The sequence below is a fragment of the Rhodococcus sp. DMU2021 genome (assembly GCF_019641445.1).
Classification (GTDB): domain Bacteria; phylum Actinomycetota; class Actinomycetes; order Mycobacteriales; family Mycobacteriaceae; genus Rhodococcus; species Rhodococcus pyridinivorans.
The window spans coordinates 1-21,762 of record NZ_JAIFKB010000010.1 but is presented as its reverse complement, the minus strand read 5'-3'; the positions used below and the strand labels follow the sequence as shown (position 1 = coordinate 21,762).

Genomic DNA, 21,762 nt, shown 5'->3' with positions numbered 1-21,762 from the left:
GCTCATGCCGCATCCGGTGATGTTCGACGAGGCGGATCCCCTGCTAGCTCGTGTGCGCTCGCTCGCGCTGGCCCTGCCCGGCGCCTCCGAGAAGATCTCGCACGGCCGTCCGTTCTTCTCCACCCGGACGGCCTTCGCGGTCTACGGAGGCGGCGAGAAGGGCACCCGCGCACCGTTTCCCCGCTCCCTCATCGTCAAGCCCGACGAGGAGGAGCGCCGCGCGCTGCTCGAGGAACCCCACACCTATGTGCCGATGTATTTCGGGCCGTCCGGGTGGGTCGGGTACGACCTCGCCCGTCCGGAGGTGGACTGGGACGAGGTCGCCGAACTGCTCGACATGTCCTATCGGCAGACCGCGCCACCGAAACTGGTGCGCGAGCTCGACGCCCGCCTCGGCTGACGGGCGCCGAGCGGCGCGGGTTCAGCCCTGCTGGTCGCCGATGCTGACCATCCACGACACGCCGAAGCGATCGGTGCACATGCCGAACAGATCGCCCCAGGGGGCACGCTCGAGCGGCATGTCGACGCGACCGCTCTCGCTCAGCGCGTCCCACCAACCCCGGAGCACGCTCTCGTCGTCCCCGCTGAGCGACAGCGAGAAGTTCGTGCCGGGCGTGTAGTCCATGCCGTTCGGGGTGTCCGAGGCCATGAGCACGAAGCCGCGGTCGGTGGTGAGCATCGAGTGCATCACCTTGTCGTCCTCGCTCGGATCCTGCGAGGCGTTCATGTCCGCGAATCTGCTCACCGTCAGTTCGCCGCCGAACACCGACCTGTAGAACTCCATGGCCTCGCGCGCGGAATCGCGGAATGCGAGATAGGGATTGAATCGTGTGGTCATCGTGGTCCTTTCGCGGGTGCCGCAGGGCACGGATGGTGCCGCACGGAGAGTGACCGTCCGCCGACGCATTTCTCATCGTGGACGGTGCGCACCGGATCCGGGAGTGTTCGGCGCGATCCGTGTCAGGAGACCGCCACTGTGGCGCCGGCGCACTCGGGTCGGTCGATCAGGTCGGCCAGCACGGGCCCGACCGCACGTCGCGGGACCGCCCACGACGAGACGTCGCCGTCGGACACCGTTGCCTCGGCGTCGTCGCCCTTCGGGCAATCTCCGATCGCGTACCCGACGATGCTCCGGACGGAGCGAATGGCAGCATGTCTGCGCACCACGGCTGCGCCGATCACGACGATCGCTGAGCGGGTGGGGTGGGGCGATCCGAACTTCGCTGCCCGTCAGTTTCGCCGTAGCGTGGGCGTCACTCCTAGTGGCTGTCGGGCGTTGAGCTGCGCGAAGGCTCCGCAGGTGACCGGGCAAAGCTCTCGTATCTGGCATTGAGGGTTGCCGCCCGGTCGCGGAGGGCCGCACGCAGCGACTCGGGTGCGAGGACTTCGGCGGCGGTGTCGAGCGGCCAGATCGCCCAGACAGCGTGCCGCAGGTCCTCGAAGGTCACGTCGAGACGCACCCAGCCGTCTTCCTCCGGTTCCTCGGCGCGGACAGCTCGCGCGGTGTTCAGCAACTCCTCACGTCGCGTGGGTTCGACCCTGACCAGCACAGGGATGTGGTTCTTCGACAAGAACTGGGCGCTGCGCTCGGCCCAGATGCGGTCGAGGTCAACCTGCGCGGGACGCTCGGCCAGTTCCGGAAGCTCCTCGGCGGTCACCATGCGCGAGAGCCGGTACGTCCGATCCTCTCCCGACTTGGTGGCCAGCAGGTAGGTGCGGCCGCGAACGGTGACCAGACCGATCGGATCGACGGCGTGCCAGCGGGGTGCCTTGTCCGGTGCGGTGTACTGGAAGCGAAGCTTGTGCCCGGTGAGCACGGCATGGCGGACTACGCCCATCACGCCACTCGCCACGTCCTCGGTGACCAGCCGTCGTGAGAGCAGGTCGGTGTCGGGCTCGACCAGGAACCGCCGGGCCGCATCGTCCAGGCTGGTGCGGTGGCCTTCGGGCAGCGCATCGACCACCTTGCGCATCGCGGAAGCGAGCGCGGTGCCGAGGCCGAAGACCTTCTCGCCGCGGCCCGACCCGGCGGTCAGCAGCGCGAGGGCTTCGTCATGGTTCAGTCCGGTCAGCTCCGTGCGGAAGCCGGGAAGCAGGGAAAACCCGCCGTGTCGCCCGCGATCGGCGTAGACCGGGACGCCGGCAGTGGACAGCGCCTCGATGTCGCGCAGCACCGTGCGGGCGGAGACCTCCAGCTCGCCGGCGAGCTCGTCCGCGGTCATCCGACCCCGCTGGCGCAGCAGCAGCACCAGTGAGACCAACCGATCGGCTCGCATAGTTTCATTCCTATCAAAAATCATGACACAAGATGTCGCGTTTTGTTGGGAGGCTGAGTTTGCGGGCGTTGAGGACGGCGGCCACCCGGCCGCCGGGCGCTCGCAGTCGCAACGATTGGAGTGGCAATGGAACGAACAGCGGTCAACCCGGTGACATGGTCGCAGGAGATGGGATTCAACCAGGGCGAGGTCGTCGCAGGGCACACCCGGACCCTCTACATCTCGGGGCAGACCGCGATGAGCAAGGACGGCCGGCCCGAGCACGACGGGGACATCGCGGCCCAGCTCGCGCTGGCCGTGGACAACCTCGAAGCCGTGCTCGCCGAGGCCGGCATGTCCCTAACAGACCTCGTCAGGCTCAACGTGTACACCACCGACGTGGACGCGCTGTTCCCGCACTACGGCGTGCTCGCCGGGCGGCTCGGCGCCGCGGGCGTCGCGCCCACAACCACGATGCTCGGGGTGACGCGGCTGGCGATCCCCGGTCAGATGATCGAACTCGAAGGAACCGCTGTCGCGTAACGCGGCCTTGCCACTCCTGCTGCTCGTGCCGGTCTCGCCGGCGCGAGCAGCAGGAAGATGGGGAGCATACGATGCTCACGATCATGACGATCGGGGTCTATGGCTGCGATATCGGCGCCTTCTTGGAGCGGCTGCGGGAAGCGAACGTCCGCCTGTTGCTGGAGTGCGCCAGCGCCGGGGTGTCCAGGGACCCGAGTACGCCTGGACCAACTCGCTCAGGCTCCAGGCCGCCCTCGCCCAGGTGAAAATCGACTACCGGCAGGCCAATGCCCTTCTCAGCAGATCGTCTCGCGGTGCCGCGAAGTCCAAGGCACCGCGAGCCCGGCAGGGGCGCAGGCTGTGACCGCCGATCGACCGCTTCGCTGCGGCTCTGGTCCCCTTATCCACAGGAAGCCGCCGAGCCAACGTCGCGCACCGCACCGACGCGGCTGCTCGGTCGGCCGGGGGACCAGGCAAAACGCCCCCGGGACATGACGAAGCCCAGGCGAGAAACTTACTCTCACCTGGGCGTTTACGTCGGGCTGACAGGATTTGAACCTGCGACCACTTGACCCCCAGTCAAGTGCGCTACCAAGCTGCGCCACAGCCCGTCCGCGCTCTCTCCGAGCGCTCTCAGAGATTACAACAGGAACGGACCGAAACACTAATCGGCTGGTCAGCGCGTTTTCACGACCGGACGTCGGGAGCTCACTTGCGGCGGTCGCGCTTCTCCCGCACGCGCACCGAGATCCGCACGGGACTGCCGTCGAAGTTGAACTCCTCCCGCAGGCGACGCTCGAGGAAGCGGCGGTAGCCGGCCTCGAGGAAGCCCGTGGTGAACAGCACGAAGGTCGGCGGCCGCGTGGCCGCCTGGGTGGCGAACAACACCCGGGGCAGGCGACCGCCGCGCATCGGCGGCGGAGTCGCGGCCACGACCTCCTTGAGCCACGAGTTCAGGCGTCCGGTCGAGATGCGCTTGTCCCACGACTCGAGGGCCGTCTCCATGGCCGGGACGAGCTTCTGCACGGCGCGACCGGTCTTGGCGGAGATGTTCACCCGCGATGCCCACGGCACCCGCAACAGGTCGCGGTCGATCTCGCGGCCGAGTTCGTAGCGGCGATCCTCGTCGACGAGATCCCACTTGTTGAACGCGATCACCAGGGCGCGCCCGGACTCGACGACCATCGTGATGACCCGCTGGTCCTGCTCGGTGATGGGCTGCGAGGCGTCGATGAGCAGCACCGCCACCTCGGCCGCGTCGATCGCACCCCGCGTGCGCAGGGAGGCGTAGAACTCGGCGCCGGACGCACTGTTGACGCGCTTGCGCAGACCAGCGGTGTCGACGAAGCGCCACGGCTTGCCGCCGAGCTCGACGATCGAGTCCACCGGGTCGACGGTGGTGCCGGCGATGTCGTGCACCACCGACCGTTCGTCGCCGGCGAGCTTGTTGAGCAGGCTCGACTTGCCGACGTTCGGCTTGCCCACCAGCGCGACGCGGCGAGGCCCTTCCCCACCGGTACCCTCGCGGGGCGTGGCCGGCAGCTTGGCGAGCAGCTCGTCGAGCAGATCACCGGTGCCGCGACCGTGGGTGGCCGATACCGAATAGGGCTGGCCGAGTCCGAGGGACCACAGTGTCGCGGCTTCGGATTCGACACGGTCGTCGTCTACCTTGTTCGCCACGAGCAGCACCGGAGTCTTCGACCGACGCAGCACCTTCGCGACGGCCTCGTCCACGCTGGTGGCGCCCACGGTGGCATCGACGACGACGAGGATCGCGTCGGCGGTGCGCATCGCGACCTCCGCCTGGCGGGCCACGGACTGCTGCATGCCCTTCGCGTCGGGTTCCCATCCGCCGGTGTCCTGCACCATGAACCGGCGGCCGTTCCACGACGCCTCGTACGAGACGCGGTCGCGGGTGACGCCCGGGACGTCCTCGACGACGGCTTCCCGTCGGCCGATGATGCGGTTGACCAGGGTGGATTTGCCGACGTTCGGTCGGCCGACCACGGCGACGGTCGGGACCGGGACGAACTCCTCGAGGTCGCCGCCCTCGGCGAATTCGATGTCCCAGTCGCCTTCTTCCGACCACGTTCCGTCGCCGTCGAACCCGGTGTAGTCGGTACTCAGGTCGTCGCTCACAGCTTCGCTCCAGTCTGCTCGGCGACCACCGCGAGCAGCGCGGCGATCACCTCGTCGATGTTCATGTCGCTGGTGTCCACGACGACCGCGTCGTCCGCCGCACGCAGCGGGGACACCGCGCGGGTGGAGTCGAGGTGGTCGCGGCGCTGCACCGCGGCGAGGACCGCCTCGTAGTCGTCGCCGCGACCCTCGGCGATGTTCTGGTTGTTGCGCCGGTGCGCGCGGGCCTCCGCCGAAGCGGTGAGGAAGATCTTCACGTCCGCGTCGGGGAAGACGACGGTGCCGATGTCGCGTCCTTCGATCACGACGCGGTGCTCGGCGCGGCCGAGCCGCTGCTGGGCCTCGACGAGCAGGGTGCGCACCTCGGGCACGGCGGAGACCGCGGAGACCGCGGCCGTGACCTCGGCGCCGCGGATGACCTCGCGCACGTCGTCCCCGTCGAGGCGGATGTCCTCGACGGTGGGGTCGGTGCCGATCGACCACGGCAGGCCGGCGGTGACCGCGGCGATCGCGGCCGGATCGGTCAGATCGGTGCCGCGGCGCAGGGCGTGCAGCGTCGCGATGCGGTACATCGCGCCGGTGTCGAGATAGGCGGCACCGAGATGCTGCGCGAGACGCTTGGAGACGGTGGACTTGCCCGTGCCGGACGGCCCGTCCATCGCGACGACCAACGCGTCGGCCGGTGCGCCCGTCACAGCTTCACCGCCTGGTACAGGCCCCCGACCTCGTTGCGGCCGAGGACACGGAGGGTGCCGGGACGCTGGTCGCCGAGCGCCACGGGACCGATGTTGGTGCGCACGAGCCGGATCACGGGGAACCCGACCGCATCGAGCAGACGTCGCACGATGTGCTTGCGCCCCTCGTGCAGCACGAGCCGCACCAGCGACTGGCCCTCGTGGACCTCGAGCAGCGAGAACTCGTCGACGGAGGCGGGTCCGTCCTCGAGTTCGATGCCTGCCTTGAGCTGCTTGCCGACACCGCGGGCGAGCACACCCTTGACGGTCGCCAGATAGGTCTTGGGCACCTCGAAGGACGGGTGCATCAGCCGATGGGCCAGTTCGCCGTCGTTGGTGAGCAGCAGCAGCCCTTCGGTGTCGGCGTCGAGACGACCGACGTGGAACAGGCGCTGCCCGGCGGCGACGCGTTCGGAGACGATGTCGCCGACGCACGGACGGCCGAGATCATCGGACATCGTGGACTGCCAGCCGCGGGGCTTGTTCAGCACGAGGTGCACGAGATCCTTGTTGATGACGACGCGGACGCCGTCGACCCGGATCACGGCGTTCTCCGGGTCCACGCGCAGGCCCTGCTCGACGACGATGTTGCCGTCGACCTCGACGCGACCCGCGGCGATGAGTTCCTCAGCGGCGCGGCGCGAGGCGACGCCGGCCTGGGCGAGCACCTTCTGCAGCCGCACGCCTTCACCGGCGGGCAGCTGGGCGGGGCCGGCCTCGCGATGCTGGTGCCGCGCGGGACGGGCGTTGCTCACGGTCGGAACGACGCGCTGCGCGACGCGCTTGGCGGCAGGCTTGGAGGGCTTACCGGTCGAGGTGCCCTTGCGGTGCGGTTTGCGACCTCCGGCCGACTGTGCCGGTTTGCGACCTCCGGCCGACTGTGCCGGATTGCGGCCCCCGGCCGACTGGCCGGGAGTGGCCCGGCGATCGGAGCGGGGTGAGTCGGTGCGCTCCCCCGAACGGGGAGCCCCTGCGCGCCCCGAGCGGGGAGCTTCGGTGCGTCCTCCGGAACGCGGTGCTTCCGCGCGTCCCGAGCGGGATCCCCCGGTGTTGCGCGTGTTCGCGCTACGGGGATTGTTTCTTCTACGGTCCGGTGTGCCATCACGGCGAGCGGGTGTATTCACTTGGTTCCTGTCAGTTCTCTGGATCGAACTCCGCGGGCGAGAGAGTCTCGGGACGCGCGTTCCTACCCATTCTCTCAAATCGTGGGTCCGACTCGAGACTGTCGGCGATGTCGTCGATCACATCGACATCGGGCAGAAGCGGCGCAACGGGCGGCAGATCCTGCAGAGATGCCAGGCCGAGGCGTTCGAGGAACAGCTCCGTGGTGACGTAGAGCGTGCCGCCGGTCTCCGGATCGGTGCCCGTCTCGGCGATCAGATCGCGCGCGAGCAGGGTGCGCATCACCCCATCGACGTTGACGCCGCGCACGGCACCGACACGGCTGCGGGTCACCGGTTGCCGGTAGGCGATCACGGCGAGCGTCTCGAGTGCGGCGCGGGTGAGCTTGGTGCGCGCGCCACCCTGCAGCAGCTTCTCGACGTAGGGCGCGAAATCGCGGCGCGTGTAGAAGCGCCAGCCGTCGCCCGCGAACCGCAGGTCGATGCCGGATCCGCGCGCGGTGAGGTCCTGTGCGAGACGCCGCAGCGCGGCCTCGGCGCGGTCGGCGGTGACCCCGATGGCGGTCGCGAGCTGCTCGGTCGGCGCGGGGGTATCGACGACGAGCAACAGTGCCTCGAGTGCCGCAGTGAGTTCGTCGGCGGCGATCTCGAGAAGTTCACCGTCCCACGCGCGTTCCGGCGCAGCAGTGTCTTCGTCACGTTCCCGCGCGGTGTCGTCCGTGCTCCCCGGCGCAGCGTCACTCTCGGGCGCAGCATCGTCCGCGTGCTCCCGCGCGACGGTGTCGTCGCTCACCCGTAGTCCTCCTCGAAATCGATGGCCTCCCCGTCGGTCTCCCCCGTCCACGCGACCTGCAGATGTCCGAGCGGGTCGGGTTGTTCGAAGGTGACGGCACGTTCGCGGTAGAGCTCGAGCAGCGCGAGGAACCGGGCGACGACGAGCAGTCCGAGATCGCAGTCGGCGACGAGTTCGTCGAATCCGACCCAGACGCCGGCGCCGCGGGCGCGCAGCAGACCGAGGATGTGGGCGGCCTGTTCGGGAACCGACACCTTCGGAGTGTGCAGGTGGTCGAGGCCGACGGTCGGTGGTGGTTTCGGCCGGAACGCCGCGGCCGCGATCTCGGCGAAGCGGTGCGCGTCGACACCGAGCACGACCTCCGGTACGAGATTCTCGTAGCACTCCTCGAGCGACACCGCGCGCGGATAGCGGCGCAGGGCGGCGGCCTCGAGGGCGGCGAACTGTTCGGCGATCTGCTTGTAGGCCCGGTACTGCAGCAGACGCGCGAACAGCAGGTCGCGGGCTTCGAGCAGGGCGAGGTCCTCGGGGTCGTCGACCTCGCCCGCGGGTAGCAGCCGGGCGGCTTTGAGGTCGAGCAGGGTCGCGGCGACGACCAGGAACTCGGTGGTCTGATCGAGGCCGAGTTCGGGACCGAGTTTACGGGTGTAGGCGATGAAGTCGTCGGTGACCTCGTGGAGAGCCACCTCGGTGACGTCGAGGCGACGCTGCGAGATGAGGGTGAGCAGCAGGTCGAACGGGCCCTCGAAGTTGCGCAGGCGCACATGGAAGCCCGAGGTGGTCTCCTCGACCTCCGGCCGGTCCGGTTCGGTGGGTTCCTCGAGGACCACCGCGTCGGCCCCCGCTTCGGGTGCCGTGCCGGTGTCCGCGGTGTCGTGAACGGGAGCGTGCACGGGGCTCAGCGACCGCTCCGGTGGATCACTTCCCGCGCGAGTGCGCGGTACGATTCGGCGCCGGCAGAGGTGGGCGCCCAGCGGGTGATGGGTTCGCCGGCGACGCTGGTCTCGGGGAACTTGACGGTGCGGTTGATGACGGCGTCGTAGACGAGATCGCCGAAGACCTCCACGACCCGCGACATCACCTCACGACCGTGCAGGGTGCGCTGATCGAACATGGTGACGAGGATGCCGGCAACGGTCAGCTTCGGGTTGAGCCGGTCGCGGACCTTGGCGACGGTGTCGTTGAGCAGTGCCAGGCCGCGCAGGCTGAAGAACTCGCATTCCATGGGGATGAGCACCGAGTCGGCGCAGGCGAGCGCGTTGACGGTGAGCAACCCCAGCGACGGCTGGCAGTCGACGAGGATGTAGTCGTAGCGGTCGAGCATCGGGTACAGGGCGCGGCCCAGGGCCTGTTCGCGGCCGACCTCGGAGACGAGCTGGATCTCGGCCGCCGACAGGTCGATGTTGCTCGGCAGCAGGTCGAGGCCCTCGACGTGGGTGCGCACGAGCACGTCGTCGGTGGACACCCGCGGTTCGACGAGCAGGTTGTGCACGGTGAGATCGAGATCGTGGTGGGCGACACCGAGTCCGGCGGACAGTGCGCCCTGCGGGTCGAGGTCGACGAGCAGGACGCGGCGCCCGTACTCGGCGAGGGACGCCCCGAGGTTGATGGTCGAGGTGGTCTTGCCGACCCCGCCCTTCTGGTTGCACATCGCGATGATGCGGGCCGGTCCGTGGGTGGACAACGGCACCGGTTCCGGGACGGGACGGCGTGGCCGGCCGGTCGGTCCGAGATCGGGCTCGGCAGCGGTTCCGGAGGTGGTGGAAGGCTCGGTGGTGGACGTTCTGTCGGTGTCCTCGCGGCCGTGTGCGTCGACCGGGACGGTGTTCGACCGGAGGTGCTCCGGCTCCGTGTACGTGGCGGGTGGCCGAGGTGTGCCCACGTTCGGTACTCCCCCTGTCTTGCGACCCGGATGTCTTCTCGTCGACCCGTCGGGTGACCCGGCGGCTCGTCCCCAGAACGCTACCGCTTCGTCGGCAGGATCACCGCACGGACACGCGTCCCCTGCGGAGTCGGTCATCGTGCCCGCGGATGCGCCTGCGCCCATACCTCGCGGAGGGCACCGGCGGTGACCAGGGTGTATATCTGCGTGGTCGTCACAGAAGCATGCCCCAGTAACTCCTGTACCACGCGTACCTCGGCGCCACCGTCGAGCAGGTGCGTCGCGAAGGAGTGCCGCAGCGTGTGCGGCGACACCCCGACGTCGACTCCGGCGCGCTCGGCGGCGGTCTGCAGCACCTTCCACGCGCTCTGCCGCGACAGGCGGCCGCCGCGCGCGTTGAGGAAGACCGCGGCGGTGCGGCCGGTTGTCAGGGCGGGTCGTCCCCGCACGAGATAGGCGTCGAGCGCGCCGAGCGCCGGGCGTCCGACCGGGACGAGTCGCTGTTTGCCGCCCTTGCCGCGCAGCAGCACGGAGCGTGATTCGGTGTGGATGTCGTCGACGTCGAGCCCGACGGCCTCGGAGATGCGGGCGCCGGTGGAGTACAGCAGTTCGAGCAGGGCGCGGTCGCGCATGCTGCGGGGTCCGTCGGCGTCGCGGCCGGCGGCGTCGAGGATCGCGGTGACCTGGTCGACGGTCAGCGCCTTGGGCAGGCGACGCCCGGGCGCCGGGGGTTTGACGGTGCGGGCGACGTCGACCGGGGTCTGTCCTTCGGCGGCGGCGAAGCGGTGGAGGCCGCGCACGGCGATCAGGGCGCGGGCGGCCGAGCTCGCTGCCAGCGCCGGGCGGTTGCGTTCCGGGTCTCCGCGGCGCAGGCTCGCGGCGAAGTCGCTGATGTGGTGTTCGTGCACGTCGGCGAGGTCACCGATGTGGATGTCGGTGAGGTGTTCGACGTAGCGCAGCAGGTCGCGGCGGTAGGAGGCGAGGGTGTTCGTCGCGACCCCCCGTTCGACGGTCAGGTGCGCGAGATAGGCGTCGAGTTGCCCGGTGAGTGTCGGGGACGGCTGCGGAGCGACCTGCGTGGCGGGACGCTCCTCACCGGGCAGCACTGCTCACCCCTCCGCGCGCGTGCGGGCGAAGGTGGTGGGCCGGTCCGGCCACGGCGCGTCCGGTGCGCGGGTCGCGGTGCCCGTCGCGCGGGCGGTTGCGAACGCGAGGAGACCGGACACCGCGGTGGCATTGACGATCTCCCCGCGCAGCACCATCGCCACGGCCTCGTCCACCGGGACGCGGCGGACCTCGAGATCGGCCTCCTCGTGCTCGGGTTCGGGCCGGTCGACCTCGCTCAGGCCGCGGGCGGCGAAGACGCGCACGGCTTCGTCGGTGAATCCGGGTGAGAGCGCGATGTCGACGAGGAGTTCCCAGTCGGCGGCGGCCAGGCCGGTCTCCTCGGCGAGTTCGCGGCGGGCGGTGTCGAGGGGGTCCTCGCCGGGTGCGTCGAGCAGCCCGGCGGGCAGTTCCCACAGTCGCCGGCCGAGCGGGTGCCGGTACTGGTGCACGAGCACCACCCGGTCCTTCTCGTCGACGGCCACCACCGCGACCGCACCGTGGTGTTCGACCACTTCGCGTTCGGCGGTGTGCCCGTCGGGCATCGCCACGTTGTCGACGCGCAGCGACACGATGGCGCCCGTGTAGATCCGCCGGCTGTCCAGGGTGCGGAAGTCGTGTCGCTGCGCCATGTCGACTACTCGGCGTCGCCGGCGGTGGACGTCGACGCGGTCGAGCCGACCGATTCCTCGGAGGTGCTGTTCTCGCCGTGGATGTCGACCGGGAGTCGCTCGGCCGCCTTGTACTGCAGTGCCGCGGCAACGAGGCCGGAAAACAGCGGGTGCGGGCGGGTGGGCCGGCTCTTGAGTTCCGGGTGCGCCTGGGTGGCGACGAAGAACGGATGCTGCTCGGCCGGGTACTCGACGAACTCGACGAGCCGCCCGTCCGGGGAGGTGCCGGAGAACACCAGACCGGACTTGGCGATCTTGTCGCGGTAGGCGTTGTTGACCTCGTAGCGGTGCCGGTGCCGTTCGGAGACCTGCTCGCTGCCGTAGGCCCTGGCCACGACCGAGCCCTTCTTCAGCGTGGCCGGGTAGGCACCGAGACGCATGGTGCCGCCGAGATCGGCCTCACCGGCGACCGCCTGTTCCTGGTCCGCCATCGTGGAGATCACCGGGGCGGTGGTGTCGGGATCGAACTCGGTGGACGACGCGTCCTCGATGCCGACCGACCGCGCGGCCTCGATGACGACACACTGCAGGCCCAGGCACAGGCCGAGCAGCGGGATCCGGCGGGTGCGGGCGAACCGGATGGCGCCGAGCTTGCCCTCGATGCCGCGGATGCCGAAGCCGCCGGGGATCAGGACGGCGTCGACGTCGCCGAGGTGCTTCTCGGCACCGGCCTCGGTCTCGCACTCGTCGGAGGCGACCCAGCGGATCTTGACCTTCGCGCGGTGCGCGAAACCGCCGGCGCGCAGCGCCTCGGTGACCGACAGGTAGGCGTCGGGCAGGTCGATGTACTTGCCGACGAGCGCGACCTCGACGGTCTCGCGGGGGTTGTGGACCCGCTCGAGCAGGTTGCCCCACACGGTCCAGTCGACGTCCCGGAAGGGCAGGCCGAGCTGGCGCACGACGTAGGCGTCGAGTCCCTCGCTGTGCAGCACCTTCGGGATGTCGTAGATGCTCGGCGCGTCGGGGCAGGAGATGCAGCCGGCGACGTCGACGTCGCACATCAGCGAGATCTTCGCCTTGAGCGAGGCCGGCACGTCGCGGTCGCAGCGCAGTACGAGCGCGTCGGGCTGGATACCGATGTTGCGCAGCGCGGCCACCGAGTGCTGGGTCGGCTTGGTCTTCAGCTCACCGGACGGCCCGAGATAGGGCACGAGCGAGACGTGCAGGAAGAAGCAGTTGTCGCGGCCGACCTCGTGGCGCACCTGGCGGGCGGCCTCGAGGAAGGGCTGCGACTCGATGTCGCCGACGGTGCCGCCGATCTCGGTGATCACCACGTCGGGGGTCTGGCCCTCGGAGTCGGGTGCGGCCATCGCGAGGATGCGGCGCTTGATCTCGTCGGTGATGTGCGGGATGACCTGCACGGTGTCGCCGAGATATTCGCCGCGGCGTTCCTTGGCGATGACCGTGGAGTACACCTGCCCGGTGGTGACGTTCGCGTCGGCGGACAGGTCGCGGTCGAGGAAGCGCTCGTAGTGGCCCACGTCGAGGTCGGTCTCGGCGCCGTCCTCGGTGACGAAGACCTCACCGTGCTGGAACGGGTTCATCGTGCCGGGGTCGACATTGAGGTACGGGTCGAGCTTCTGCATCGTCACGCGCATGCCGCGTGCGGTGAGCAGAGTGCCCAGGCTCGACGCTGTGAGCCCCTTGCCGAGAGAGGACGCGACGCCCCCGCTGACGAAGATGTGCTTGGTAGGGGTACGCGAGTGGCGTGACTGTGGCAAAGAAGCTCCCGTGACGTCAGGTGCAGGACTTTTGGACTGATGCGATACAGCTGGGGCCTGCCGACCCACGGAACTTCACGGTAACACCTCCGTGGGCGGGCGCGTACCCGACTCGCGATTGCCGACCCCCGGTGCAATCGACGTCACAGGCGGCGACGCTCAGCGGGCCGGGGAGCCGACGGTGACGGCGGTGGCGCTCGGCCCCGTCCCGTACCGGCCGGTGCCCCCGTCGTACTGCTCGCGCAGCGCCAGAACCGTCGTCAGGCGCCCCGATTCGCGGTCGAGATTGTCGACCGTGGACAGGCCCGCGGCGAGCGCGGCGTCGGCCCGCACGACGGCGATCGGTCCGTTGCCCTCCGCTGCCCCCGTGCGGCCGGCGAGCACCGCGCCGGCGCCGCGGCCGTCGACGACTCCGGCGAAGCGCGCGATGAGCGACCCGCGATTGCCGGCGCGTTCGGCGTTGCCGCTGTGGTCGCCGGTGACAACGAGGGCGCTCTGGGCCGGTTCGACCTGACCGTCCTCGTAGGTGACGAAACCGCCGCTGCGCAGCGTGGTCAGGGCGAGGGCGCGTTCCTCGGGAGTGCTGCGCGGTTGCCCGGTGCCCGGATCGACGAGCAGCACCGCGCCGAGCAGATCCCCGGCGAGACTGCCCGGGTCGACGGCGCCGGTCTGCAGTTCCACGCCGGCGGGCACGACGTTGGTGACGGTTGTGCGGAGCTGGTCGGTGCCGGAGGCGTCGACGAACGAATCGGTCAGCGCGATCCGGGCGGTGACCCGGCCGCCGGCATCACCGACGGACCGCACGACGGCGTCGACGTCCTCGGGTGCGGCGTCCGGGGTGGTCACGAGAAGGACGGTGCGGTCGAGGAGTTCGTCGCGCACGATCCGCGGGCCGACGGTCGAGTCGAACCCGTCGGCGGCGAGCAGTTGTGCCTCGAGCCGGCTGCCGTGGTCCTCGGCCTCCTGGATCTCGCGGCGCAGCTCGGCCTTGTCGTCGCGCAAGCCGGAGACGACGCTGTCGGCCAGCAATCCGGAGCCGAGCACGATCCCGACCGCCAGGCCGAGGAACACCGCCACCAGGGAAACGACGTGATGGCGCATCGAGATCACGCGCGCAGACCCCGAATCCACTCGACGGCGGAGTCCCACCACTGCCGGGCGAGTTCGACGACGTCGGCACCGAGATTGGACACGGCGAGTGCGGCGATCACGGCGATGAGGGCCGCGAAGACGAGCAGGGCGATCACGCCGCCCGAGACGCGGCTGCGGTAGAGGGTGGCCACCGCCTTCGCATCGACGAGTTTCGGCCCGACCTTCAGACGGGTCATCACCGCCGACGGATTGGTGTCGCGACGGCCGTGGTCGAAGAACTCGTCGAGCGAGACAGTGCTGCCGACGGTCACCACCAGCGCCGCACCGTGATGCTCGACGAGCAGCAGCGCCAGGTCGGTGGGGGTGCCGACGGCGGGGAAGGTCATCGCGCCGATGCCGAGATCCTGTATCCGCTCGAGACCCGGGGCGTGGCCGTCCGGGTCGGCGGGCAGCACCACTTCGGCGCCCGATTTGAGGGTGGAAGTGCCGATCTCGTCGGGGTCGCCGACGATGAGGTCGGGGCGATAGCCCGCCTTGGAGAGGGCGTCCGCGCCGGGGCCGACGCCCACCAGGATCGGTGAGTACTCCTTGATGAACGGCTTGAGATCCTTGAGGTCCTGCACATGCCCGGGGCCGTCGGAGACGACGACGACGTGCCGGTCGCGCAGGTCCAGGTCGATGTCGGGGATGCCGACGCCGTCGATGAGCAGCGGGCTCTCCGAGCGGATGAACTCGATGGTGTTGCCCGAGAACGCCTCGAGATGATCGACGAGCCCGGTTCGCGCCTCGATCATGCGGTCGGAGATCTCGATGTCGGTCTGCTCGTCGCCCTCGATGAGCAGCTTCTCCCCCGCGTACACGCCACCCTCGTGCACCCGGACCTTCGCGCCGTCCTTGATCTTCTTGAAGACCTCGGTGCCGACGTTGTCGACGAGCACGATGTCGTGCGCGACGATCACTTCGGGACCGAGATTCGGGTACCGGCCCGAGATCGACGGGGACGCGTTGATCACCGCGGTGACGCCCGCCTCGACGAGCGCGTCGGCGGTGACACGATCGAGGTCGATGGCGTCGAGGACGACCACGTCGCCGGGACCGATCCGGCGCAGCAGCTTCGCGGTGTTCCTGTCGACCCGGGCAATGCCACTCACTCCGGGCAACGTTTCGTTGTTACGGGACAGCAGCGCCGGCATCTTCATGCAAGAGATGATGCGCCGGTATACGAGTGAGGTTGTGGAGGCGCGCCGGTAGTCGTGTGAACATCACCCCGGCGCGCCGGGCGGGTCAGCCGGTGCGCTCGGCGTGGGCGACGGCCAGCAGTTCCTCGGCGTGCGCACGTCCGGTCTCGGTATCGTCGAGACCGGCGAGCATGCGGGCCAGTTCGGTAACCCTCTCCTCCTCGCTGAGGGTGCGCACCCCGCTGCTGATCACCCCAGCCCGGTCGTCGACCTTGTCGACGACGAGATGGGTGTCGGCGAACGCCGCGACCTGCGGCAGGTGCGTGACCACGATGACCTGGTGGGTGCGCGACAGGCGCGCGAGACGCCGGCCGATCTCGACGGCGGCGCGGCCACCGACCCCGGCGTCGACCTCGTCGAAGACCATCGTCGCGCCGCGCTCGGAACCGGCGAGCACCACTTCGAGGGCGAGCATGACGCGGGAGAGCTCACCGCCGGACGCGCTGCGGGCGAGCGGGCGGGCCGGGGCGTCGCTGTGCGGAGCGAGCCGGAACTCCACCTCGTCGATCCCGGATTCGCCGGCGTGCAGGAGCCGGTCGCCGACCGACAGCGGGGCGGTGTCGCTCACGGTCGCCGCGCGGTCGGCGATGTGCACGTCGAGCACGGCGCGCCCCATCGCGAGGCCGGACAGTTCCTTGCTCACGGCCTTCGCGAGTTTGCCGGCGACCTTGTGCCGCGCCGCCGACAGCGCGGTGGCGGTCTCCGCGGTCGCGGCGGCCTCCGCGTCGACCTCGGCGGCGAGCTTGTCGATCGCCTCCGCGGAGACGTCCAGTCCGGACAGGCGTTCGCGGGCCTCGCGCGCCCACTCGAGCACGCCGTCTATGTCGGCGGCGTACTTGCGGGTGAGGTTCTTCAGTTCCGCCTGCCGGTTGAGCAGGGTCTCGAGCGCGCTCGGGTCGGACGGCAGGTCGGACAGATAACCGGAGATGTCGCCGGTGACGTCGGTGACCACCGCGATCGCCTCGCCGAGGCGGGGCCCGAGCTCGCGCAGGGCGGGATCGTCGCAGCCCTCGAGGCGGGCGCGGGCCTCGCCGAGCAGGTCGAGTGCCGCCGAGTACGCGTCGGCGTCGCCGCTGTCGTCGCCGGCGAGGGCGTTGTGCGCGACGGTGGCCGCCTCGCGCAGCGAGTCGAGGTCGGACAGGCGCCGCACCTCGTCGACGATGCGGGTGTCCTCCCCCGGTTCGGGTGCGACGCGGTCGATCTCGTCGAGACCGAAGTGCAAGCGATCGGCCTCCTGCGCGAGCTCACGCGACCGTTCGGTGCGTTCCTGCAGTTCGGCGCGGGCCTCGAGCCAGCGGCGTCGCCGGGTTCGGTAGCGGTCGAGCAGACCGGCGACGGTCTTGCCGCCGAACCGGTCGAGCGCGGCGCGCTGCTCGTCGGGACGCAGGAGCCGCAGCTGGTCGTTCTGGCCGTGCACGGTCAGCAGCGGCCCGGTGAATTCGGACAGCACCCCCACCGGCACGCTGCGTCCGCCGAGGTGGGCGCGGGAGCGGCCGTCGCTACCGACGGTGCGCACGGCGATGATGCTGCCGTCCTCGTCGCGCTGGGCGCCGGTGGCCTCGAGCAGTTCGGCGATCTGCTGTTCGATGTGGCTGGGCGCCGGTTCGATCTCGAAGCGTCCTTCGACCACGGCGCGGTTGGCGCCGACCCGTACCCGGGAGGGGTCGGCGCGCACCCCGGAGAGCAGATGCAGGCTCGTGACGACCATCGTCTTGCCGGCACCGGTCTCGCCGGTGAGCACCGTCAGTCCCCCGTGGAAGCGCGCGTACGCCTCGGAGATCACACCCAGGTTGTCGATCCGGATCTCTGCGAGCATCTCAGAGTTTCCTTCCCCGCCAGCCCTTCACCGGAAGTTCGAACTTGCGCACCATCCGATCCGCGAACGGTGCCGAATCGAGCCGCACCCAGCGGACCGGATCGCATCCTCGCACCACTTCGAGCCGGGCCCCGGCCGGGACGTCGATGATGCGGCGACCGTCGCAGAAGACCACCCCGTCGTGGCCGCCGGCGAGGGTCTCGACGGCGATGATCGACTCGGGGCTGGTTACCAGCGGGCGCGCGAACAGAGCGTGTGCGTTGCTCGGGATCACCAGCAGCGCTTCGAGTTCGGGCCAGACGATCGGTCCGCCGGCCGAGAAGGCGTAGGCCGTCGATCCCGTCGGGGTGGCGACGAGGACACCGTCGCAGCCGAACGACGAGACCGGACGACCGTCGACCTCGAGCACCACCTCGAGGACCCCGAGCCGCGACTTGTTCTCGAGACTCGCCTCGTTGAGCGCCCACCCGCGGTCGAGGACCTCGGCGTCCATGCGCACCGTCACGTCGAGCGTCATGCGTTGTTCGACGCGGTACTCGCGGCGCACCACCTGCATGAGCGCTTCCTCGAGGTGTTCGGCCTCGGACTCGGCGAGGAAACCGATGCGGCCGAGGTTGATCCCGAGGACGGGCACCGCCGAGTACTGCGCGAGTTCGGCGGCCCGCAGGAAGCTGCCGTCGCCCCCGAGGACGATCACCATCTCGCAGCCGGCGGCCGCCTCCGGTCCCGGTTCGACGACGCTGATGAAACTGCCCGGCAGGGCGAGGACGCCGAGTCCGTTGCTCACCGCCTCGTCGTCGAGGGTGCGCAGACCGATACCGGCCTCACCGAGCATCTTGGCGACCCGCAGCGCGGTGCCGGCGATCTCGTCGCGCCCCGAATGGGAGACCAGCAGGATCTCCCGGCCCGATCGCACCGCGCCCTCCGCGGCGGTCTCTTCGCTCACTGTGGTCCTTCCTGCACCGCACGCTCGATCAGTTCGACCACCGCAGGGTCGAGTTCCGCCGGCCCCGGCTCTCCGGCCCGCAGCCACAGGAAGTACTCGACGTTCCCGGACGGTCCGGGCAGCGGACTCGCCACCGCTCCGAGGGTGAGCAGACCCTGGCGTTGCGCTTCGCGCGCGACGTCGAGCACCGCCTCGGTGCGCAGCGCCGGATCGCGCACCACGCCACCGCTGCCGACGCGGTCCTTGCCCACCTCGAACTGCGGTTTGACCATCGGCAGCAGGTCGCCGCCGGGGGCGACGCAGGCGACGAACGCCGGCAACACCAACTTCAGCGAGATGAACGACAGGTCCGCGACCACCAGGTCGACACGCCCGTCGATCGTCTCCGCGTCGATGCTACGCACATTCGTTCGATCGATCACGTGGACACGCTCGTCGGACTGCAGGCGCCAGATCAGCTGGCCGTAGCCGACGTCCACTGCGACGACCTCCGCGGCACCCTCGTGCAGCAGGACATCGGTGAAACCGCCGGTTGACGCGCCGGCGTCGAGGCAGCGACGCCCCGACACCTGCAACCCCTGCGGCGTGAACGCCTCGAGGGCGCCGAGGAGCTTGCGGGCACCGCGGGACGCCCAGGAGACCTCGTCGCTCCCCTCGGTGACGATCAACGGCGTGTTCGGTTCGACGGCGGTCGCCGGTTTGGAGGCCACGGTGCCGGCGATCAGCACCCGACCTGCGGCGATCAGTTCGCTGGCGTGCTCGCGTGAGCGCGCCAGACCCCGCCGCACCAGTTCCGCGTCGACGCGTGCCCGGCGTGCCACGTCAGATCTTGTCCACGGTCGACAAAGCCTGCACGAGGACCTCGTGGGCTCGTTCGAGCAGGTCGGCCTGCTCGAGCAGCACGGACTGATCGGCGCTCTCGGCACCGGGGACGGATGCGCCCTCGCGGACACGCGCCAGCAAAGCGTCGACCTCCTCGCGGACGTGTGCGGGATCGACGGTGGGGCGTGCGCCGGGAAGGTGTTCGCCCGGACGTGGAATCGGCGTGCTCATCGCCGTCCACGCTAGTCGATGGATGCGACCGGGCTACACCCTCCGGTGCGGATCAGACCGTCGCCGCCCACGCGTCCACGACGGACCGCGCCCGCTCGTCCACCGGACGGACCTGTCCGAATCCGGGGTTGGCCCAGGCGATGTCGAGCAGACCCCGCAGCGCCTCCATCGGATCGGCGGCCGACGGCGCGGCGGCGAGGTGAAGATCACCCCCGACGACCGTGACGTCCCACGAGTCGTGCGATGCGACACGGAGCCGGTCGGCCGGCTGATCGAGACTCGTGAGCGAGGCCGCGACGTAGGTCGGGCGCTGCTCGGCCGGAGCCCGCAGCAGATCGTCGACGGTGCTGACCCCGGTCAGCACGAGCAGGGAATCCGCACCGACGGCGTTGGCGCCTTCGATGTCGGTGTCCAACCGGTCACCGATGACGAGGGGACGACGGGCACCGCCGCGACGGATCGCGTCCTCGAGCAGCGGAGCTGCAGGTTTGCCCGCCACGATCGGGGTCGCGCCGGTGGCGTTGTGCACCGCCGCGACCATCGACCCGTTGCCGAGGACGAGTCCGCGCTCGGTCGGCAGAGTCGAGTCCACGTTGGTGGCCACCCACAGAGCGCCTGCGCGGACGGCGAGCGTCGCCTCCGCCAGGATCGCCCATCCGGTGTCCGGGGAATGCCCCTGCACCACCGCCACCGGATGCGCGTCCGCGGACCGAACCGGGGTGAGGCCGACACCGGCCACCTCCTCGGCCAGGGCCTCGGTGCCGACGACGAGCACCGGAACGCCGGCCGGGAACCGCTCGGCCAGCAGGCGCGCAGCGGACTGCGAGCTCGTCACCACCGACGAGTCGTCGGCCGGGAAGCCGAGTTCTCGCAGGTGCAGGGCGACCTCCGACGGCCGGCGGCTGGCGTTGTTCGTCACGTACAGAACGGTGTCGTCACCGGCGGCCAGCGCCTCGCGGGCACCCGGGACGGGTTCGGCGCCCCGGTAGACGGTGCCGTCGAGGTCGAGCAGCAGGACGTCGTAGATCCGACGCAGACTGTCGCTGGAAGCCGTACTGCCGGAAACGTCGGTGCCGTCGGTCACGGCGACTCTCCGGTGAGCTCCTCCACCCGCTCCTCGGCGTCGGTGACGCCTTCGATGTCCGCGCCTGCGGAGTGCAGGAACCATTGCAGGCCTTCTTCGGTCCGCCCGGCGGCGACGAGAGCGTCGGCGTAGGCGTAGAAGAGACGGGCAGCCGGTGTACCGGTCCGCTCGGGGTCGAGATCGGGCGTCTGCAGGGTGACGACGGCCTGGTCGTACTGACCGAGATCCATGCGGGCACCGGCGAGGACAATCCGCAGCTCTGTCGCCTCGTCGCCGGTCAGCTTGCGAGCTTCCTCGCTCCGGCCCAGTTCGAGCGCCTTCTCGGGGCGACCGAGACCGCGTTCGCAGTCGGCCATCACGGCGAGCAGTCCGGTACCACCGGACATGCGACGTGCTGCGCGGAGTTCGGACAGCGCCTCCGCCCACTCCCCGGCGTGGTAGGCGGTGATGCCGGCGGCCTCGCGGACGACCGCGATACGGCCGGCGCGCTGACGGGCGGCGCGAGCATGGGTGAGCGCGGCGCGAGGATCGTCGTCGAGCAGACGACCGGCCATCACCAGATGCCGGGCGACGGAGTTCGCGTTCGACTTGTCCAGGCTCAGCAGATCGCGGCGGATCGTCGGGTCGAGCTCGGATGCCTCGACGTCGTCGGGGATGTCCGGCTCGTCCGGACGTGCATCGCGACGCTGCGGTGCGACGCCATCGCGCCCGCGACCCGGACCGAATCCACCTTCACCGCCACGACGACGGGGTGCTCCCTCGCCACGACGGTCACCGGACTGGGGGCCACGGCGGTCGCCGGAATAGCCTCGCCGGTCGCCGCCACCTCGCTGGTCACTGCCTCGCTGGTCGCCGCCACGACGATCGTCGCGGTTGCCGTAGCTGCGCTCACCGCCGGGACGGTCCGAACCCTGACGGGGACGGTCGCCGTACTGCCGACCACGCTCGTCGCCGCGGCTCGACCGGTCATCGCTGCGGCGGGGGCGGTCGTCGCCTCCGGAACGTTCGCGGTAGGGACGGTCGCTGCGACCGGAACGAGCGTCGTCGCGGCCGCGATCCCGGCGGTCTCCGCCCTGGAAGGAACGGCGGTCGTCGCCACGCTGGGAGCGCTGATCGTCACTGCGCTGGGGGCGCCGATCGTCACTGCGCTGGGGGCGCCGATCGTCGCTCCGGTGCGGGCGCCGATCGTCACCGCGCTGCGGACGGTCGTCTCGTCCGGACGAACGTCCGGCGGATCCGTAGCCACCCTGCCGGCGGTCGTCGCCGCGTCCACGCTCGTCGCGGTCGCGGGGTGCGCGCTCGTCGCGGTCGCGGGGTGCGCGCTCGTCGCGGCTGTCGCCGGCGCGTTCCTCGCGCTCGTTCTTGCGGCCCGACCACGGAGTGGATCCTCCACTCCTGAAGGACCGACGTTCACCGTTGCCGTCGGACACAGAAAAATCCTCTCATGAAAACACGAAAGGGGACCCAAACGAGTGGGTCCCCTTTCGGAACGGGTGTTCGGCGGTGTCCTACTCTCCCACACCCTGTCGAGTGCAGTACCATCGGCGCAGACAGGCTTAGCTTCCGGGTTCGGAATGGGACCGGGCGTTTC

Annotated in this window: 24 protein-coding genes, 1 tRNA gene and 1 rRNA gene; 4 read left to right on the top strand and 22 right to left on the bottom strand. The window is 70.2% G+C overall.

Annotated elements, in window-relative coordinates; all coding sequences use genetic code 11:
* Positions 1–4 precede the first annotated feature (4 nt).
* Positions 5–400, top strand: a complete 396-nt coding sequence (locus K3M35_RS15020; protein ID WP_024101105.1) for an MmcQ/YjbR family DNA-binding protein — start codon at positions 5–7, stop codon at positions 398–400.
* 21 nt (positions 401–421) lie between these two features.
* Here the strand turns inward: K3M35_RS15020 and K3M35_RS15015 are convergent, their stop codons facing one another.
* Both K3M35_RS15015 and K3M35_RS26170 read right to left on the bottom strand, forming a co-directional pair.
* Complete coding sequence (locus K3M35_RS15015) at positions 422–838, bottom strand: VOC family protein (protein WP_006552737.1); 417 nt, start codon at positions 836–838, stop codon at positions 422–424.
* A gap of 122 nt (positions 839–960) precedes the next feature.
* On the bottom strand, positions 961–1,182 hold the full coding sequence (locus tag K3M35_RS26170; RefSeq protein WP_259444071.1) for a hypothetical protein: 222 nt from the start codon (positions 1,180–1,182) through the stop codon (positions 961–963).
* Between K3M35_RS26170 and K3M35_RS26905 the strand changes: the two genes are divergently transcribed.
* Positions 1,127–1,333 carry a hypothetical protein gene (locus K3M35_RS26905; protein ID WP_374107766.1) on the top strand — a complete coding sequence of 69 codons (207 nt, stop codon included), beginning with the start codon at positions 1,127–1,129 and terminating at the stop codon, positions 1,331–1,333. The two genes, K3M35_RS26170 and K3M35_RS26905, sit on opposite strands and share 56 nt — an antisense overlap.
* On the opposite strand, the gene K3M35_RS15005 is transcribed toward K3M35_RS26905, so the two are convergent.
* Entirely contained in the window at positions 1,260–2,276 is a 1,017-nt protein-coding gene (locus tag K3M35_RS15005) for a YafY family protein (RefSeq protein ID WP_220666628.1), read from the bottom strand. The genes K3M35_RS26905 and K3M35_RS15005 overlap by 74 nt on opposite strands.
* A 126-nt stretch (positions 2,277–2,402) precedes the next feature.
* On the opposite strand from K3M35_RS15005, the gene K3M35_RS15000 reads away from it, so the two are divergent.
* Positions 2,403–2,798 carry a RidA family protein gene (locus tag K3M35_RS15000; protein ID WP_006552734.1) on the top strand — a complete coding sequence of 132 codons (396 nt, stop codon included), beginning with the start codon at positions 2,403–2,405 and terminating at the stop codon, positions 2,796–2,798.
* Positions 2,799–3,314: 516 nt separating this feature from the next.
* Here the strand turns inward: K3M35_RS15000 and K3M35_RS14995 are convergent.
* The 18 genes from K3M35_RS14995 to K3M35_RS14910 all read right to left on the bottom strand — a co-directional run bounded on the left by K3M35_RS14995 (position 3,315) and on the right by K3M35_RS14910 (position 20,725).
* A tRNA-Pro gene (locus K3M35_RS14995) sits at positions 3,315–3,388 on the bottom strand.
* A gap of 97 nt (positions 3,389–3,485) precedes the next feature.
* Positions 3,486–4,916 (bottom strand): ribosome biogenesis GTPase Der, encoded by a 1,431-nt coding sequence (gene der / locus K3M35_RS14990; protein ID WP_019289613.1) that lies wholly within the window; start codon positions 4,914–4,916, stop codon positions 3,486–3,488.
* Positions 4,913–5,575, bottom strand: a complete 663-nt coding sequence (cmk, locus tag K3M35_RS14985; RefSeq protein ID WP_039585988.1) for a (d)CMP kinase — start codon at positions 5,573–5,575, stop codon at positions 4,913–4,915. The genes der and cmk overlap by 4 nt, the downstream gene beginning before the upstream one ends.
* A gap of 32 nt (positions 5,576–5,607) precedes the next feature.
* Positions 5,608–6,774, bottom strand: coding sequence for a pseudouridine synthase (locus tag K3M35_RS14980; protein WP_174556323.1), 1,167 nt, complete (start codon positions 6,772–6,774; stop codon positions 5,608–5,610).
* Positions 6,775–6,784: 10 nt separating this feature from the next.
* On the bottom strand, positions 6,785–7,417 hold the full coding sequence (gene scpB, locus K3M35_RS14975; protein WP_064061547.1) for an SMC-Scp complex subunit ScpB: 633 nt from the start codon (positions 7,415–7,417) through the stop codon (positions 6,785–6,787).
* 143 nt (positions 7,418–7,560) lie between these two features.
* On the bottom strand, positions 7,561–8,457 hold the full coding sequence (locus tag K3M35_RS14970) for a ScpA family protein (RefSeq protein WP_081263487.1): 897 nt from the start codon (positions 8,455–8,457) through the stop codon (positions 7,561–7,563).
* A 5-nt stretch (positions 8,458–8,462) separates the two neighbouring features.
* Positions 8,463–9,446: a ParA family protein gene (locus K3M35_RS14965; protein WP_064061543.1), complete on the bottom strand. Its 984-nt coding sequence runs from the start codon at positions 9,444–9,446 to the stop codon at positions 8,463–8,465.
* Positions 9,447–9,580: 134 nt separating this feature from the next.
* Positions 9,581–10,552 (bottom strand): site-specific tyrosine recombinase XerD, encoded by a 972-nt coding sequence (gene xerD / locus K3M35_RS14960; RefSeq protein ID WP_064061544.1) that lies wholly within the window; start codon positions 10,550–10,552, stop codon positions 9,581–9,583.
* Positions 10,553–10,555: 3 nt separating this feature from the next.
* Positions 10,556–11,182, bottom strand: coding sequence for an NUDIX hydrolase (locus K3M35_RS14955; RefSeq protein ID WP_006552726.1), 627 nt, complete (start codon positions 11,180–11,182; stop codon positions 10,556–10,558).
* 5 nt (positions 11,183–11,187) lie between these two features.
* Positions 11,188–12,942, bottom strand: a complete 1,755-nt coding sequence (locus K3M35_RS14950) for a CTP synthase (protein ID WP_024101113.1) — start codon at positions 12,940–12,942, stop codon at positions 11,188–11,190.
* A 159-nt stretch (positions 12,943–13,101) separates the two neighbouring features.
* Entirely contained in the window at positions 13,102–14,052 is a 951-nt protein-coding gene (locus K3M35_RS14945) for a copper transporter (protein ID WP_019289621.1), read from the bottom strand.
* Positions 14,049–15,233 carry a putative cytokinetic ring protein SteA gene (gene steA / locus K3M35_RS14940; RefSeq protein WP_006552723.1) on the bottom strand — a complete coding sequence of 395 codons (1,185 nt, stop codon included), beginning with the start codon at positions 15,231–15,233 and terminating at the stop codon, positions 14,049–14,051. Before steA ends, K3M35_RS14945 begins: the two co-directional genes overlap by 4 nt.
* An 85-nt stretch (positions 15,234–15,318) precedes the next feature.
* Positions 15,319–17,088: a DNA repair protein RecN gene (gene recN, locus K3M35_RS14935; protein WP_006552722.1), complete on the bottom strand. Its 1,770-nt coding sequence runs from the start codon at positions 17,086–17,088 to the stop codon at positions 15,319–15,321.
* Position 17,089: 1 nt separating this feature from the next.
* The gene (locus K3M35_RS14930; RefSeq protein ID WP_006552721.1) at positions 17,090–18,034 is read right to left on the bottom strand and encodes an NAD kinase; all 945 of its coding nucleotides are present in this window, start codon (positions 18,032–18,034) and stop codon (positions 17,090–17,092) included.
* Positions 18,031–18,855: a TlyA family RNA methyltransferase gene (locus K3M35_RS14925; protein ID WP_064061545.1), complete on the bottom strand. Its 825-nt coding sequence runs from the start codon at positions 18,853–18,855 to the stop codon at positions 18,031–18,033. Before K3M35_RS14925 ends, K3M35_RS14930 begins: the two co-directional genes overlap by 4 nt.
* Before the next feature lies 1 nt (position 18,856).
* A complete protein-coding gene (locus tag K3M35_RS14920; RefSeq protein ID WP_019289625.1) occupies positions 18,857–19,087 on the bottom strand; it encodes a hypothetical protein in 231 nt (76 codons plus the stop codon).
* Between the two features lie 52 nt (positions 19,088–19,139).
* Positions 19,140–20,171: an HAD-IIA family hydrolase gene (locus K3M35_RS14915; RefSeq protein ID WP_064061546.1), complete on the bottom strand. Its 1,032-nt coding sequence runs from the start codon at positions 20,169–20,171 to the stop codon at positions 19,140–19,142.
* The gene (locus K3M35_RS14910) at positions 20,168–20,725 is read right to left on the bottom strand and encodes a M48 family metallopeptidase (RefSeq protein WP_006552717.1); all 558 of its coding nucleotides are present in this window, start codon (positions 20,723–20,725) and stop codon (positions 20,168–20,170) included. Before K3M35_RS14910 ends, K3M35_RS14915 begins: the two co-directional genes overlap by 4 nt.
* Before the next feature lie 6 nt (positions 20,726–20,731).
* Here K3M35_RS14910 and K3M35_RS26900 point away from each other — a divergent pair, with 6 nt between their 5' ends.
* Positions 20,732–21,619, top strand: a complete 888-nt coding sequence (locus K3M35_RS26900) for a hypothetical protein (RefSeq protein WP_064061548.1) — start codon at positions 20,732–20,734, stop codon at positions 21,617–21,619.
* A 47-nt stretch (positions 21,620–21,666) separates the two neighbouring features.
* Here K3M35_RS26900 and rrf read toward each other — a convergent pair.
* Positions 21,667–21,762 (bottom strand): 5S ribosomal RNA (gene rrf, locus K3M35_RS14905); the annotation flags it as partial.